The organism is Agromyces excoecariae, assembly GCF_051715505.1.
In the GTDB taxonomy this organism is placed as follows: Bacteria; Actinomycetota; Actinomycetes; order Actinomycetales; family Microbacteriaceae; genus Agromyces.
Genome location: NZ_JBPSLA010000001.1, coordinates 345034 through 360699, shown reverse-complemented (window position 1 = coordinate 360699; position 15666 = coordinate 345034). Strand labels below are relative to the sequence as shown.

14 protein-coding genes are annotated in these 15666 nt (G+C 71.4%); 9 read left to right on the top strand and 5 right to left on the bottom strand.

The window, feature by feature from the left end; all coding sequences use genetic code 11:
* Positions 1 to 27: 27 nt before the first annotated feature.
* Entirely contained in the window at positions 28 to 1371 is a 1344-nt protein-coding gene (locus tag ACSJD1_RS01670) for an MFS transporter (protein WP_438854103.1), read from the bottom strand.
* Positions 1372 to 1736: 365 nt separating this feature from the next.
* Here ACSJD1_RS01670 and ACSJD1_RS01665 point away from each other — a divergent pair, with 365 nt between their 5' ends.
* The 3 genes from ACSJD1_RS01665 to ACSJD1_RS01655 all read left to right on the top strand — a co-directional run bounded on the left by ACSJD1_RS01665 (position 1737) and on the right by ACSJD1_RS01655 (position 6383).
* Complete coding sequence (locus ACSJD1_RS01665; protein WP_438853577.1) at positions 1737 to 2873, top strand: sugar phosphate isomerase/epimerase family protein; 1137 nt, start codon at positions 1737 to 1739, stop codon at positions 2871 to 2873.
* 133 nt (positions 2874 to 3006) lie between these two features.
* A complete protein-coding gene (locus tag ACSJD1_RS01660; RefSeq protein WP_438853576.1) occupies positions 3007 to 5763 on the top strand; it encodes a PQQ-dependent sugar dehydrogenase in 2757 nt (918 codons plus the stop codon).
* Positions 5764 to 5990: 227 nt separating this feature from the next.
* Positions 5991 to 6383 (top strand): phage holin family protein, encoded by a 393-nt coding sequence (locus tag ACSJD1_RS01655; RefSeq protein WP_155053483.1) that lies wholly within the window; start codon positions 5991 to 5993, stop codon positions 6381 to 6383.
* 3 nt (positions 6384 to 6386) lie between these two features.
* Here the strand turns inward: ACSJD1_RS01655 and ACSJD1_RS01650 are convergent, their stop codons facing one another.
* From ACSJD1_RS01650 to ACSJD1_RS01640, 3 genes are all read right to left on the bottom strand, one after another.
* Complete coding sequence (locus tag ACSJD1_RS01650) at positions 6387 to 7523, bottom strand: ABC transporter ATP-binding protein (protein ID WP_438853575.1); 1137 nt, start codon at positions 7521 to 7523, stop codon at positions 6387 to 6389.
* Positions 7520 to 9082 carry an ABC transporter permease gene (locus tag ACSJD1_RS01645; protein WP_438853574.1) on the bottom strand — a complete coding sequence of 521 codons (1563 nt, stop codon included), beginning with the start codon at positions 9080 to 9082 and terminating at the stop codon, positions 7520 to 7522. Before ACSJD1_RS01645 ends, ACSJD1_RS01650 begins: the two co-directional genes overlap by 4 nt.
* A gap of 75 nt (positions 9083 to 9157) precedes the next feature.
* Positions 9158 to 10177: an extracellular solute-binding protein gene (locus tag ACSJD1_RS01640; RefSeq protein ID WP_438853573.1), complete on the bottom strand. Its 1020-nt coding sequence runs from the start codon at positions 10175 to 10177 to the stop codon at positions 9158 to 9160.
* A 251-nt stretch (positions 10178 to 10428) separates the two neighbouring features.
* On the opposite strand from ACSJD1_RS01640, the gene ACSJD1_RS01635 reads away from it, so the two are divergent.
* The 5 genes from ACSJD1_RS01635 (at position 10429) to ACSJD1_RS01615 (ending at position 13618) form a co-directional block, all read left to right on the top strand.
* Positions 10429 to 10767 carry an ArsR/SmtB family transcription factor gene (locus ACSJD1_RS01635; protein ID WP_438853572.1) on the top strand — a complete coding sequence of 113 codons (339 nt, stop codon included), beginning with the start codon at positions 10429 to 10431 and terminating at the stop codon, positions 10765 to 10767.
* Entirely contained in the window at positions 10764 to 11225 is a 462-nt protein-coding gene (locus ACSJD1_RS01630; RefSeq protein ID WP_438853571.1) for an SRPBCC family protein, read from the top strand. Before ACSJD1_RS01635 ends, ACSJD1_RS01630 begins: the two co-directional genes overlap by 4 nt.
* Positions 11225 to 11785: a dihydrofolate reductase family protein gene (locus ACSJD1_RS01625; protein WP_438853570.1), complete on the top strand. Its 561-nt coding sequence runs from the start codon at positions 11225 to 11227 to the stop codon at positions 11783 to 11785. The genes ACSJD1_RS01630 and ACSJD1_RS01625 overlap by 1 nt, the downstream gene beginning before the upstream one ends.
* A gap of 34 nt (positions 11786 to 11819) precedes the next feature.
* On the top strand, positions 11820 to 12911 hold the full coding sequence (locus ACSJD1_RS01620) for a threonine aldolase family protein (protein WP_438853569.1): 1092 nt from the start codon (positions 11820 to 11822) through the stop codon (positions 12909 to 12911).
* Positions 12912 to 13030: 119 nt separating this feature from the next.
* Positions 13031 to 13618, top strand: coding sequence for a nitroreductase family protein (locus ACSJD1_RS01615; RefSeq protein ID WP_438853568.1), 588 nt, complete (start codon positions 13031 to 13033; stop codon positions 13616 to 13618).
* 164 nt (positions 13619 to 13782) lie between these two features.
* Here ACSJD1_RS01615 and ACSJD1_RS01610 read toward each other — a convergent pair whose 3' ends face one another.
* Complete coding sequence (locus tag ACSJD1_RS01610) at positions 13783 to 14832, bottom strand: zinc-dependent alcohol dehydrogenase family protein (protein ID WP_438853567.1); 1050 nt, start codon at positions 14830 to 14832, stop codon at positions 13783 to 13785.
* 142 nt (positions 14833 to 14974) lie between these two features.
* Between ACSJD1_RS01610 and ACSJD1_RS01605 the strand changes: the two genes are divergently transcribed.
* On the top strand, positions 14975 to 15568 hold the full coding sequence (locus ACSJD1_RS01605; protein WP_438853566.1) for a hypothetical protein: 594 nt from the start codon (positions 14975 to 14977) through the stop codon (positions 15566 to 15568).
* Positions 15569 to 15666 lie beyond the last annotated feature (98 nt).

Below are 15666 nucleotides of genomic sequence, written 5' to 3'. Positions count from 1 at the left end.
CTCCTCGGTACGGCGGCGGGAACGGGGTCAGGTCGTCGAGGGCGGAAGCGTGGCATCCGTCGCCGGCTCGTCGCCGGGGCCGCGGTCTTCTGGGCCGATGTCGCCGGCACCCGCATCCGCGTCGTCGCCGGCGCTGTCGCCGTCGGTGGAGGTCACGGCGCGGGCCGTGTCGGCCGGGTCGTGCTCGGCGCGGCTGAGGAGCACGAACGGTGCGGCGAGGATCTGGACGGCGCCGCTGCAGAGCAGCGAGAAGCCGTAGCCGCCGAGGTCGGCCGCCCGGCCCAGCGCGGGCTGGATGACCGCGCCGCCCGCGCTGCCGAGGAGCGAGTCGAACGACAGCACGGTGGCGCGCTGCTTGGACGGGATCATGTCGTTGAGGTACGCGCGGTGCACGGGGTCGTCGATCGACGATGCGATGCCCCAGAGCGCGATGAGCGCCACCGCGAACCAGAAGTCCGCGACGAGCCCGAGCGCGAGCAGCACGACGGTGCTCAGCACGGTCGCGAGCAGGATCACCGAGGTCCGCTTGCGGAAGCGGCGCCGGACGACCGGCGCGAGGAGCCCGCCCACGATCCCGGCGCCGGAGAGCAGGGCTGCGGCGAGGCCGGCGACCGAATAGGCGCCCTCGTCGCCCCAGAGTTCGAGCAGGTAGGGCTGGAGCGCGTAGAACGCGTAGAAGCCCACGCCGGTCGTGAACGGCGTGGTGAGCATCAGCCAGCGGACGGGGCGACGCCCGAGACCGTACTTCACCGACGCGCGGAACACCTCACCGGTCGCCTTCACGGGGCCGACGCCGCGATCCGGTGTGAATCCGAGGTCGCGCATGAGGATCGCGGCGACCGCGAACATCACGACGAGGATGCCGCCTCGGACGAGGAACGGCACGCCGAGGTTCGTCAGCTGCGCGATCACGCCGCCGAGGACGGATCCACCGAGCATGGCGACGTTGCCGACCACGATCGCCCGGCCGAAGACCGACTCGAGGCTGCCCCGGAAGCCCGTCGCCTGGAGCGCATCGACGAGCCAAGCATCGACGGCGCCCGAGAAGAAGGTGAAGCCCAGACCGAGCAGCACCGACACGATCGCCCACGCCCAGAACGGGGACTGCCACACCCAGAGCATCCAGTACATGACCGTGGTCGCAGCGAGCGTCAGCGTGCCGAGCAGGTACGACGCCCGGCGGCCGACCGTGTCGGCCACCACGCCGGTCGGGATCTCGAAGATGAACATGCCGACGCTGAAGAAGGCGTTCGCGGCGAACGCCTCGAGGTTGGTCAGCCCTGCATCGAGCAGGAACAGGGTGTTGATGCCCCAGATGAACGAGGCCGCGAGCGTGTTGCCGAGGGTCAGCGTGTAGTAGGTGCCCTGCACGCGGCGGGCGGCCCGCCCTCCGTCGTCGCCCGACCCGGCGGCGGTCTCGGCCGTTCGGCTCGGACTCCCCACGGGGACCATCATGCCCGGCCGCGCGGGGCGCGCGCCAGCACTCGGCGTCCACTCGGCGGGCACCCCCCGTTCGTGGTCCTTTTGCCGTAGAACGTTAAAAGCCGCGCGTCAGAGCGATTCTTTTGCTTGACCGCGGCGAGACAAATGCCGTAGTGTCCGAAAAAGTTCGTGGAGCCAACTCACGAGCAACGACGCGAAGAGTGGCTGGATGACCCTTCGCGCCGGGCGCGGTCCCAATCCCGCGTCGCGGGCCTTCCGCCCGACCCCACAACGGTTCAGTGCAAGGGAGCATCATGGATGAACTGACGGAACAGGCCGAGCACGACGCCCGGATCCTCGGGACGCGACTCGGCCTCACGCGGCGGCAGCTGCTCGCCGCGACGACCGGCATGGCAGCGGCGGCAGCCGTCGGCCTCGCCGGCGGCCACACCCACGCCCACGCGGCCCCCGGGGGCGGCAACGGGGTGCTCGTCCCGCCCGGCAAGCGGGGCATCATCCTCTACACGGTCCGCGACGCGATCGGCCGGAACCCGCTGACGAACCCGGGCCTGCCCTCGGGCTTCAAGCAGGTCCTCGAGGAGCTCGCGCGCCAGGGGTACAAGCAGATCGAGTTCGCCGGCTACAACCAGAACACCAACTCCGAAGGCGGCAACCTCAACAACGTCGCCGGCGCGCAGCTGCTGCGTACGTGGCTCGACGACAACGGACTCGAGGCCGAGGGCAACCACGGCTCGATCCCGAGCGTCGTGACCGAGGCGACGCTCGCCCAGTTCGACGCCCAGTGCGAGATCGCCAACATCCTCGGATTCGGGCACATCGGCACGGGCAACGACCCGAGCCGGAGCTCGTACCTCGCCGACTGGGAGACGGCGGCAGAGGTCTGGAACACCTTCGGAGAGCGCGCCGCGTCGCACGGGCTGAAGCTGTACACGCACAACCACGACCAGGCGTACAGCTTCCTGCTCGACAGCGGCCCGCTCGACGCGGCCGGGAACCCCACCCGGTCGAGCGGCCTGCGCCGCCTCGAGTGGTTCCTGCAGAACACCGACCCGAACTACGTCTACCTGGAGATGGACGTGTACTGGGCGCACGTCGCGCAGCACCGGTACCAGAGCTACACGGCTCCGGACGGCAGCGTCGTGGACGACTGGTTCGACCCCGCCGGGCTCGTCTCAGAGCAGACCACGCGCTTCCCGCTCTTCCACGCGAAGGACGGTGCGAAGAACGACACTGCGGCCGGCTACTCGATCGTGCCGTTCGGCGCGGGAGACATCGACTACACGACGTTCTTCCAGCGGATCGGCGCGAAGGGCTACCACAACGCCATGTACGAGCAGGACAACGCCTCGAGCGTGCCCATGGCCTCGCCCACGATGTCGCTCGAGAACGCGGCGTCGTCGTACCGGAACCTGGCCGCACTCCGCGGCTGACGCACGACCCGTCGGGAGCGCTCCGCGACCGACGCACGACCCCGGGCCGCGCGGGTGACCCAACTCCCCGCGCGGCCCGGACACCACATGGATCCCGCCGAACCTCCTTCCATTCGTTGACTGGAGAACATCCATGCATCTCACACGTTCACGCCTCGCGGCGCTCGTGGTCGGAGCCGCCGTCGCGGCATCCGTCATCGTCGCGGGGCCCGCTGTCGCCCATGATGGCGAAGACCACGGCGACGAGGTCTCGGCCACCACCTGGGCCAACTACGAGCGCGTCACGCTCTCGAAGGACGTCGGCGAGCCCATCGACCTCGCCGTCATGCCGGACTCGCGGGTCCTCCACACGACCCGGAACGGCCAGGTCCGGCTCACCGACCCGGCGCAGGGCACCACGACGGTCGTGAACCAGCTCGACGTGTACTCCAACTCGGAGGACGGCCTGCAGACGGTCACGCTCGACCCGGACTTCGAGGAGAACGGCTGGGTCTACCTCTACTACGCGCCCAAGACCATGGACGCGCCCTATCCGGAGACCACGCCCGTGGGCTCCGCTCCCAACACGCTCCCCGCCGGCGCCGACGCCTCGTACTGGGATCAGTGGAAGGGATACAACCAGCTGAGCCGCTTCACGTGGGACGAGGAGAGCGACTCGCTCGACCTCGCCTCCGAGCAGGTCATCATCAAGGTCGAGGTCCAGCGTGGGCAGTGCTGCCACGTCGCAGGCGACGTCGCCTTCGACAAGGACGGCAACCTGCTGCTCTCGACGGGCGACAACACCCCGGCGAGCACGCCGGGCGCCAGCGGCTACGCCCCGAACAACGATCGACCCGGCTACAACCCCGGGTTCGACTCGCGTCGCGGCGCCGGCAACACCAACGACCTCCGCGGTGCGATCCTCCGGATCACGGTCCAGGAGGACGGCAGCTACACGATCCCCGAGGGCAACCTGTTCGCGCCGGGCACGGCCGACACCCGTCCCGAGATCTTCGTGATGGGCCTGCGCAACCCGTTCCGCATGGACTACGACCCGGTCACGGGCGCGGTCACGTGGGGTGAGTACGGTCCCGACGCGGGAACGGCGAACGCGCTCCGCGGCCCGATGGGCTACGTGGAGTGGCAGTCGACCACGGTCGCGATGAACGGCGGATGGCCGTACTGCCACGGTCCCAACGCGAACTACAACGACTGGGACTTCGAGACCGCGACGCAGGGCGACTGGTTCGACTGCGACGGCACGCTCATCAACACGAGCGTCTACAACACCGGCCTCGACCAGCTGCCGACGGCCACCGCGCCGCAGATCTGGTACGGCGACCGTCCCGAGCACCAGCCGTGGCCGGAGTTCGGCTCGGGCGGCCAGGCTCCGATGGGCGGGCCCACCTACCGGTACGACGAGGAGAACGAGTCCGACACCAAGTTCCCGAAGTACTGGGACGGCAAGTCCTTCATGGCCGAGTTCTCGCGCGACCGCATCTTCGTCTTCTCCCAGGACGACCCCGACGGGCCCGTCACGAAGATCGAGGACTTCCTGCCGAACGCCACGCTGAACGCCGCGGGCATGCCCCCGTGGGACAACGTGATCGACTTCGAGTTCGGTCCGGACGGCTCGCTCTACGTGCTCGACTACGGCGACGGCTTCTTCCGCCCGAACCCCGACTCCGGCCTCTACCGGGTCGACTACGTCGAGGGCACCAAGGGCCCCCGCGTGGTCCTCGACGCCTCGCCCACCTCGGGTGAGGGACCGCTCGAGGTCGACTTCGACGCCTCCGACTCGACGCACCCCGACGGGCTCGCCCTGAGCTTCGCCTGGGACTTCGAGGGCACGGGCACGTTCGAGGAGGGCGCCGCGACCGCGTCGCACACGTTCTCCGAGGACGGCCAGTACCAGGCCCGCGTGCGAGTCACCGATGAAGGCGGGCGCGTCAGCCTCGCCTCGGTCACCGTCACGGTCGGAAACACGGCGCCCGTCGTCGAGATCGTCTCCCCCGCGAACGGCTCGTTCGCCGACTGGGGCGACGAGATCGAGTTCGAGGTCAAGGTGACCGACCCCGACGAGGAGATCGACTGCGAGCGCGTGCTGTGGAGCTACGGCCTCGGCCACGACAACACGCACACGCACCCGCTGTTCACGGGCAACGGCTGCACCGCGACCGTCGAGATGGCCCTCGAGGCCGGCCACGGCGAGACCGAGAACATCTACGCCCAGATCGGCGCGTCGTACACCGACGCCGGCACCGACACCGCCCCGGCGCTGACCGGTGACGACGTCGCGCTGCTCAACCCGCGCGCACTGCAGGCCGAGCACAACGACGCCCGCAGCGGCGAGCTGACCATCGTCGACGACGAGTCGGCGGAGGGCTTCCGCCACCTGGCCGGCCTCGACGCCGGCGAGTGGATCGCCTACGACCCGGTGGAGTTCGGCGGCATCACCGGTGCCACCGTCCGCGCCGCGGGCGAGGGCGAGGTGTCGCTGCACTGGGGTGACGCCGAGGCCGAGTCCTTCGCGACCTTCGAGGTCGACTCCGAGGGCTGGGCGGATGTCTCCGTGCCGCTCGTGACCGTGCCCGAGGGCACGGGCCGGGTGGTCGTGACCTCGACGGGCGGGGTCATCCTCGACCAGTTCGTGTTCACGACATCGGTCTCCGACATCCGGGCCCTGCTCGGAGCGCTCGAGGACGACGGCCGGATCACCCGCGGTGTCGAGGCCTCGTTCGGCGACGTCCTCGCCGAGGTCGATGCGGCGCTCGAGGCCGGTGACACGGCCACGGCCATCGCCCGGCTGCAGTTCATCGCCGACAAGACCCCGCAGCGGGTGCGCACCGACGCCGACGCGGCGGCGCTCATCATCCGTGCGGTCGAGGCGGTGATCGCCGAGCTCGAGTAGCACTCCGCGGCGGCGGGGCACGTCCCCGCCGCCGCGCACAGACCGGTGCGGTCGGGAAACGACCTTGGCGGGATCCTCCGGCCGCACCAAGAACGGGTCGGGCCGCGTCCTCGGGGACGCGGCCCGTTCCCATGCGCCGAGGCGCCGCCGGCGCGCGCCCCGGACCGGACCGGCGGCGGGCCGTTCGGCTCTGGCCGATCCCGCGCGCGCGGCGCTACCCTTCGCACATGATCCGCTTCCTGATCAACATCGCGATCTCGCTCATCACGGCGGCCATCGGCCTGCTGGTCACGTCCTGGATCCTCCCGGACTTCCACCTCGACGCGGCCGGCTTCATCGTGGCCGTGCTCGTCTTCACGATCGCGCAGGCGATCCTCGCGCCGTTCATCTTCAACATGGCGCGGCAGTACGCCTCGGCGATCCTCGGCGGCATCGGCCTCGTGTCGACGTTCGTGGCGCTGCTCATCGCGTCGCTGTTTCCGAACGGCATCCGCGTCGATGGCATCGTGACGTGGATCCTCGCGACGCTGATCATGTGGATCATCACGGCGCTCGGCACGTGGCTGCTCGGCCTGTGGTGGCTGAAGGGTCGCGTCGAGGAGCGCCGCGCGAATTCCTGAGCCTCAGGCCTCAGGGCGGTAGGCGAGCACCTGACCGTCGACCGACACGCGCACCTCGGTACCGCGCGGAACCAGGCCCGACGCGGTGACGCGGGCGCGCAGGCGCACGCCGTCGGCGAGCGCGACGGCGAGCATCGCATCATGGCCGGTGTACTCGACATCGGTCACGATGCCGACGAGTGCGGCCGAGACATCGGTGGGGCCCGCGCCCTCCGCCGGCGTCGTCTCGGCGACGGATGCCGCATCCGCCCGAACCACGCGCAGCTCCTCCGGGCGCACGAGCACGGTCACGTCGGATCGGTCCGCCGGCAGGACGCCCGAGGCATCCGCGACCGGCACCGCCCGCAACCGGCCGACCGAGGTTGCGACCTCGTCGGCGTGCAGGACGCCGGGGAGGAACACGGCGTCGCCAACGAAGCCTGCGACCCACGGCGTCGCGGGCGTGCGATAGACCTCCTCGGGCGTGCCGAGCTGCAGCACCTCGCCGCCGCGCATGACCGCGACGCGATCGGCGACGGACAGCGCCTCGGCCTGGTCGTGCGTGACGAGGATCCCCGTGACGCCCTCGGCGCGCAGCAGCTCGCGCACGGACGCGCGGAGGTCGGCGCGCAGCATCGGGTCGAGCGCGCCGAACGGCTCGTCGAGGAGCACCAGCTCGGGGCCGGCGGCGAGCGCGCGGGCGAGTGCGACGCGCTGCGCCTGCCCGCCGGAGAGCTGCCCCGGAGCGCGCGACGCGAGCGGCGCGAGGTCGACGAGGTCGAGCAGGCGCCGCACCTCGTCGGACCTCGCCGCACGTCGGGCCGCGCGCGACGAGCCTCGCCCCGCGAGCATGCCGAACGCGACGTTCTCGGCGACCGTGAGGTGGGGGAAGAGCGCGGCGTCCTGCGGCACCCATCCGATGCGCCGCTTCTCGGGGGCGAGGTGGATGCCGTGCGTGGTCACCATGCGGTGCCCGATGCGGATCTCGCCCGACTGCGCGCGGAGCAGGCCGGCGATGGTGCGCAGGAGCGTGGTCTTGCCGCACCCGCTCGGGCCGACGATCGCGAGGAGCTCGCCGTGCGGCACCTCGACGTCGACCGCGTGGAGCACCGGCGCGCCGTCGTAGCCGACCGTCAGGTCGCGCACCTCGAGCCGGCTCATGCGATCGCCTCCCGGGTCGCCTCGCGTCCGGCGCGCGCGTCGGAGAGCAGGAACGCGGGCACCGCGGCGACCAGCAGCAGTGCGACCGCGTAGGGCGCGGCGGCGCCGTAGGCGGAGATGTCGGTGCGCTGCCAGAGCTCGACGGCGAGCGTGTCGGTGCCGGTCGGACGCAGCATGAGCGTCGCCGGCAGCTCCTTCATGGCCGAGACGGCGGCGAGGAGCGCCGCAGCGAAGATGCCGGGCCGCGCGAGGCGCGCGGTCACCGACCACCAGGTGCGGGCGCGCGAGTTGCCGAGCGTGCGCGAGACGTCCTCGAGCGAGGTCGGCACCTGGGCCGTCGCCGAGCGGATCGAGCCGATCGCCTTCGGCATGAAGAGGATGCCGTAGCCGAAGGCGAGCACGAGCGCCGTCTGGTACAGCGCGGGCACGACGCTCAGCGAGAAGAACACGAGCGAGAGGCCGACGACGATGCCGGGCAGGCCGAGCGCGAGGTATCCGGCGGACTCGATGCCCCGCACCATGCGCCCCCGGTGACGGGCCGCGAGCACCCCGATGGGCAGCGCGAGGGCGACGGCGACGACCGCGCCGCCTGCCGAGAGCAGCACGGTGTTGCCGACCGCCTGCGCGAGGTTCACGCCGTCGAACGCCTGCAGCGTCTCGGCGGAGAGCACCCGGCCCAGGAGGACCGCGACCGGGACGACGACCGCCACCGCGGGGACGAGTGCGAGCAGGAGCAGACCCGGTGCGGTCCACGGCCCGAGCCGCGTCATCCGTCGTCGACCCGTCGCCGGAGCGGCCTGGATGCGCCGCGCCGCGCGCCCGCGCGCGACCTGCTCGCCGACCACCACGAGCAGCGCGAGCGCGACGAGCAGCACCGCGAGCACGGCCGCCTCGTCGCGGCTGAAGCTCGCCGAGTACGCCTGCTGGATCGCGGTCGTGAGCACGGGGAAGCGGAACAGCGCGACGCCGCCGAAGTCGCTCAGCGTGTACAGGCACACGAGCAGCGCCCCCGCCAGCACGGCGGGTCGGATCTGCGGCCAGGTGCCGAGCATGAACGAGCCGAGCGGGCCGCGACCGAGCGTTCGCGCGACGTCGTCGAGCCCGGTGCTCCCGATCCGCAAGGCCGCCGCGACCGGGAGCGTCACGTACGGCACCGACACGAAGCTGAGCACGAGCCACGCGGCCCAGAAGCCCTTCATGGACGGCTGCCAGGCGAGCCATCCGTACGCTGCGAGGTACGACGGCATCGCGAGCGGGAGCGCCGCGAGCACGGCCCACGCACCGCGCCACCGCAGTCGGGCGCGCGCGAGCAGGAACGCGCTCGGCACGCCGAGGGCGACCGCGGTCAGGGTGACGGATGCCGCGAGCAGCACCGAGTTGCCGACGAGCAGCGGGATCCGCGGCCGGTCGAAGACCGCCGCGAGCTCCCCCGGGTCGGCCGAGAGCACCCGGACGACGAGGTGGATGACCGGGATGGCGGCGAGCGCGACCGCGACGAGGGATGCCGCGATGAGCCCCCACGGGCGGCGGGGGCTCGGCGTCGCGACTCGGTCGGTCATGTCAGGTCCAGCGTAGGCGTGCGGCGCTGCGTTCCGGCCGGGTCGCCGGGCTGCGGCATCCGCTCGCCCGACCGATCAGATCAGGCCGTTGTCGGCCAGGAGTCGCTGGGACTCGCCGACCGAGTCGAGGTCGCTGAGGTCGAGGCCCGGGTTCACGAGGGAATCGAGCGCGGGCAGGCCCTCGGGGGCCTCGATGCCGGGCAGCAGCGGGTACTCGAAGGTCTCCTCGACGAAGTACCGCTGCGCCTGCTCGGACACGAGGAACTCGACGAACGCGCGGGCGGCGTCGTCGTCGGCGGCCCCGGTCAGGATGGCGGCGCCCGTGACGTTGACGATCCCGCCCGGGTCGCCGGGGAGGAACTTCAGCTGCGCGCGCATGTTCTCGGCGCCGACTTCGGCCGCCTGCCGGAACCAGTAGTAGTGGTTGATGAGGCCGACCTGCGCCTGGCCCGTGTTCACGAGGTCGAGCGAGGCGAGGTTGTTCTCGGTGAGCTCGGGGTCGTTCGCGGCCATGCCCTCGACCCAGGCGGCGGCGGCCTCCTCGCCCTCGAGCACGCGCAGCGCGGTGATGAACGACTGGAAGCTCGCGTTGCCGGGGGCGAACGCCACCTGGCCCGACCACTCCTCGCCGGTGAGGTCGTCGACGGTGTCGGGCACCTCGTCCTCGGAGAGCTGCTCGCCGTCGTAGGCGATGACGCGGGCGCGGCCCGTGACGCCGATCCACGAGTCGTCCTGCGACGTGAAGCCGTCGGGGATCAGGTCGGCGAGTTCTGCCGGGATCTCGGTGACGAGGTCGGCGTCGGCGAGTGCGCCGAGCGCGCCGGCATCCTGCGAGAGGAAGACCTCGGCCGGGGTGCGGTCGCCCTCCTCGAGCAGCAGCGCCGTGAGCTCCGGCGTCGCGGCGTAGCGCGCCTCGACCGTGATGCCGGTCTCCTCCTCGAACTGCTCGATGAGCGGCCCGACGAGGCCTTCGTCGCGACCGACGTAGACGGTGAGCGTCTCGGCGTCGTCGGCCGGCGCGGTGCAGCCGGTCAGGGCGAGGGTCGCGGCGGTGATGCCGACTCCGGCGAGGACGATTCCGCGTCGTGCGCGCATGGGCGTACTGGCTCCAACGATCGGTGAGAAGGTGAGGGCCCGTCGAATGCGGGCGAACTTAGCTTAGCCTCACCTGCGTTCGTCCTCGAACCCGGGCGTCATGCGGTGCCGGGCTCGTGTGCGTGAGTTCCCTCGACCCGCCCTCCACCAGACATTCGTCGGACGGATTCCCATGCGCGCGCATCCATCGCTTGACCGATGCTGGACTCCGAAGCTAAGTTAAGCACATCGTTAATTAAGGAGTTGCTTACATGGCGGATGCCGCTGACGAGCTGAGCCTCGTCTTCCGCGCGCTCGCCGACCCGACCAGGCGCGCGATGCTGTCGCGCCTGCACCGCGGGCCGGCGACCGTGGGCGAGCTCGCCGAGCCGTTCGCGATGAGCCGCCCTGCGATCTCGCAGCACCTCGCGGTGCTCGAGCGGGCGGGACTCATCGAGCGCACCGTCACCGCTCAGTGGCGCACCTGCACGTTGCGGACGGAACCGCTCGACGAGGCGTCCGACTGGGTCGAACGCCATCGGGGCGAGTGGAACGAGCGGTTCGACCTGCTCGATGAGCAGCTCCGCAGGATGAGAGGGGGGACCCCATGACCGCGCAGACCGACGCGCAGTTCACCATCACCCGTATCTTCGACGCGCCCCGCGACCTGGTCTGGCGCGCCTGGACCGAGTCCGCGGACGCGGCGGAATGGTGGCACCCGCGCGGCATCGTCATCAAGGACGGCAGCGTCTCCGTCGACGCCCGGCCGGGCGGGCGGTACGCCTACACGATGGTGAACCCCGCCGACGGCAACGAGTACCCGACCGCCGGCGTCTACCGCGAGGTCGACCCGCCCCGGCGGCTCGTCTTCACCTGGGGCTCACCGGACGAGCCCGACGAGACCGCCCCCGTCATCACGGTGGACCTGCGGGAGCTCGACGGAGACCGCACCGAGATGCTGTTCCACCTCCGCGGATTCCCCGGCGCGCCCGGCGATGGGAACGTGTACGACGGCTGGGACTCGGCGTTCGACCTCCTCGGCGAGCAGCTCGCTGCGAGGATCCGCTGATGGGTCGGCTCATCGTCGAGCAGATCGTCACGGTCGACGGGTACGCGGCCGACGCCGATGGCGGAATCGGGTTCTTCGAGAAGGTCCCGGACTTCGATGCGACCGATCACGATCAGCTCGCCTTCCTCGAGGGCGTCGACGCGATCCTGCTCGGCGCGAACACCTACCGCATGTTCGCGGACTACTGGCCGAACGCGGACCCGGCCGTCGAGGCGGTGGCCGAGCCGATCGCCCGGCTGCCGAAGCACGTCGTCTCGAACTCCCTGGCGCGGGCCCCGTGGGGCGACGGCGAGATCGAGGTGCTGCGGGGGGATGCCGCGGCATCCGTCGCACGACTCAAGACACGGTTCGATGCGATCGTGCTGTGGGGCAGCCTCGAACTGACCGACGCGGTCTTCGCGGCAGGACTCGTCGACGAGGTGCGCCTTCGAGTCGTGCCCGTGCTGCTCGGGACCGGCCGGTCGTTCTCGCCGGCCGCCCTCGGGCAGCGGTCGCTGACGCTCGACCACGCCTTCACGCACCCATCCGGGCATGTGAGCCTGCACTACCGGATGCGGTAGCTGCTCGGACTCGCGCGTCTGGGAGAATCGTCCGGTGACCCCTGAGTTCCAGCCCCTGCACGACACCGCCTTCCGCGGCTTCGCCTCCGACAACTACTCCGGCGTGCACCCCGAGGTGCTCGCCGCGATCGCCGGGGCGAACGGCGGTCACCAGGTCGCCTACGGCGACGACGACTACACCGGCCACCTCCACGAGGTGTTCGCCCGTCACTTCGGCGACCCGGTCGAGGTCTACCCGGTGTTCAACGGCACGGGCGCGAACGTCACGGCGCTGCAGTCGATGCTCCCCCGGTGGGGCGCGGTCATCGCGGCATCCACGGCCCACATCAACGTCGACGAGGGCGGGGCGCCCGAGCGCGTGGGCGGCATCAAGCTCCTGACCGTGCCGACGGATGACGGCAAGCTCACGCCCGAGCTCGTCGACCGCGAGGCGTGGGGCTGGGGCGACGAGCACCGCGCGCAGCCGCTGGTCGTCTCGATCACGCAGACCACCGAGCTCGGCACGGCGTACTCCGTCGACGAGATCCGGGCGCTCGCCGACCACGCGCACGAGCGCGGGATGACGCTGCACATGGACGGGGCGCGGATCTCGAACGCCGCGGCATCCCTCGGCGTGCCCCTGCGCGCCTTCACGCGCGACGCGGGCGTCGATGTGCTGAGCTTCGGCGGCACGAAGAACGGGGCGCTGCTCGGCGAGGCGATCGTGGTGCTGAACCCCGCGGCATCCGAGGGCCTGAAGTACCTGCGCAAGCTCAACATGCAGCTCTCGTCGAAGATGCGGTTCGTGTCGGCGCAGCTCATCGCGCTGCTCGACGGCGACCTCTACCTGCGGAACGCGTCGCACTCGAATGCGATGGCGCGTCGCCTGCGGGAGTCGCTCGACGCCGGCATCGCCGCCGGCGAGCTGCCAGGCCTGTCGTTCACGCAGGCAACGGAGTCGAACGGCGTGTTCGCGGTGCTGCCCGCAGGTGTCGCCGACCGCCTGCGCGAGCGCGGCTTCAAGTTCTACGACTGGGACGCCGCACGCAACGAGGTCCGCTGGATGTGCTCGTTCGACACGACCGAGGACGACATCGACGCGTTCGTCGCCGGCATCCGCGAGGAACTGGCGCGCGCGGCGGCCTGAGCGCTCGCACGCGCGGGTCCGGAGGTGCTCGGAATGTTCCGAGGATCCATGCGTTGTAATGCAATGGGACGACGGTGTCCCGGCAGATCCATCGGAACCATTCGGAAGGCACCGTCATCATGACCCTCGTCGACACCTCGCGCCACGTCCCCACCGACGCGCCGCTCATCGCCCCGCTCGTGGAGCGGTGGAGCCCGCGCGCCTACGACCCCACCGCCGAGCTCTCGGAGGAGACCCTGCGCACCCTCCTCGAGGCGGCGCGCTGGGCGCCCTCGGCCAACAACGTCCAGCCCTGGCGCTTCATCGTCGCCCGTCGCGGCACCGAGGCGTTCACCGCGATCCACGACGCGCTCATGGGCTTCAACCAGGCGTGGGCCGACTCCGCCGCCGCGCTCGTCGTCAACGTCGCGGAGACCGTCGACGAGGCCGGGACCCCGCGCCCGTGGGCCAAGTACGACCTCGGCCAGGCCGTCGCCTACATGTCGCTGCAGGCCCAGCACGACGGCCTGCACACCCATCAGATGGGCGGCTTCGATGCGGCGCGGCTCGCCGAGGTGTTCGGCCTCCGCGCAGGCCTCGACGTGGTCTCGGTCAGCGCCATCGGCAAGGTCGGCGATGCGTCGGCCCTGCCCGAGCCGCTCCGCGAGCGCGAGGTCGCCCCGCGCAGCCGCAAGCCGCTCGACGAGATCGTCATCGCCGCGGCCTGATCGGGTCGCGTCCTTCGAGACGGGGCGGATGTCGCGAGCGCGCGGCATCCGCCCCGTCTCCCGTTTCCCATCGCCTCGGGAGGAACTTCCGCGCGACACGCCGCGGAACGCGGGCCGACACGCCGCGCGCGGCGAGAACGTCCTCCCGAGGCGCGCGCGGTCGGCTACGGCCGCAGCAGCACCTTGATCGCCCGACGCTCGTCCATCGCGGCGTAGGCCTCCGCAGCCTCCGCGAGCGGCAGCTCGAGGTCGAAGACCAGGCCGGGGCGGATGGCACCGGAGCGCACGTCGGACAGGAGCTCGCCGATGTACCCGCGCACCGGCGCGACGCCGCCGTTCACGCCGACGTTGCGGTTGAACATGGGGCGGACCGGAAGCTCGGGCCCGCCGTTCGGCGCGCCGACGTAGCCGACCATGCCGCCCGGGCGCGTCGAGCGCAGCGCCTGGTCCATCGACTCCTTGGTGCCCACGCACTCCAGCACGCGGTCGGCGCCGATGCCTCCCGTGAGCTCCTGCACTCGGCGGACGCCCTCGTCGCCACGTTCCTCGACGACGTGCGTGGCGCCGAACTCGCGGGCGAGCGCCTGTCGGTCGGCGTGGCGCGACATCGCGATGATCGTCGTCGCACCCAGCCGCTTCGCGGCGATGATCGCGCACAGCCCGACGGCGCCGTCGCCGACGACGGCGACCGAGTCGCCGGGGCCGACCCCCGCCGACACCGCGGCGTGGTGCCCGGTCCCCATCACGTCGGAGAGCGTGAGCAGTCCCGGCACCTCGTCGTCGGCGACCGGCCCGGGCACGACGAACAGCGTGCCGTCGGCGAGCGGCACGCGCACGCGCTCGCCCTGACCGCCGTCGGCCACGCCGCCCACCTTGTCGTCGCCGCCCCACCAGCTGCCCGAGAGGCACGACGTGCTGACGCCGTTGCGGCAGTTCGCGCACGTGCCGTCGCACACGTAGAACGGCGCGATCACGAAGTCGCCCTCCCGCACCGTCGTCACCTCGGGGCCGACGGCCTCGACGACGCCCACGAACTCGTGGCCGATGCGGTGGGGCGAGTGCGTCGGCGTCACCCCACGGTACGGCCAGAGGTCGGAGCCGCACACGCACGCGGCGACGACGCGGACGACCGCGTCGCCGCCGGTCGAGAGTTCGGGGTCGGGTACCTCTTCGACGCGGATGTCACGGGCAGCGTGGATCACGGTGGCGAGCATGCCTGAGAGCCTACGCTCGCCGCCCCCCGCACTGGGGTCATCGGCCGGATCCGGCGGGAGTAGGGTGTGGCCACCGGGTGCGGACCCGACGACCGGGGGCTGGGCCCGTGCACTGCACGGACCCGTTTCAGAGGAGTCCGCCATGCATCGGAGCATGATCATCGCCGGGGTCGTCGCGACATCCGCACTGATCCTCACGGCCGGGGCGCCGGCCTGGGCCGCTCGACCGTTCGTCGACCACTGGACCGACCACATCGAGCACATCGAGCAGGTCGAGCACGGGGACGACTGGTGCCCGGCCGACGTGGTCCCGTTCGACGTGCTGTACGTCGAGGACGCCTGGGGGACGTTCCGCTTCCAGCAGCGCGGAGACGGCCAGTACTACGGCGGGTCCACCTTCACGAGCCACGGGTCGTGGACGAACGTCGAGAACGGCAAGACGTTCAGCTTCTCCCGCAACGGCCTCGACAAGGACCGGAAGGTCACCGACAACGGCGACGGCACCATCACGATCGAAGGCCTCTCGACCGGACCGACGACGTACTACGGGCCCGACGGCGAGCGGAAGTTCCTCGACACCGGCCGGAACTTCTACGCGATCGTGATCGACACGATGGGCACCCCGTCGAACCCAGACGACGACGAGTTCGTCGAGTTCCTCGGCGCCGACTTCAAGGGCCACCCCGAGACGGAGGGGCGGGACTTCTGCGCCGACATCGCGGAGTTCCTCGGCTGAGCGTCTCCGCACGGCCGACCCGATCAGGCCGCGCCCGAAACGTGCCGCGCATCCTCGTGCAGTGCGCGCCACGCCATCCGAGAGAGGCACGCGGTGCG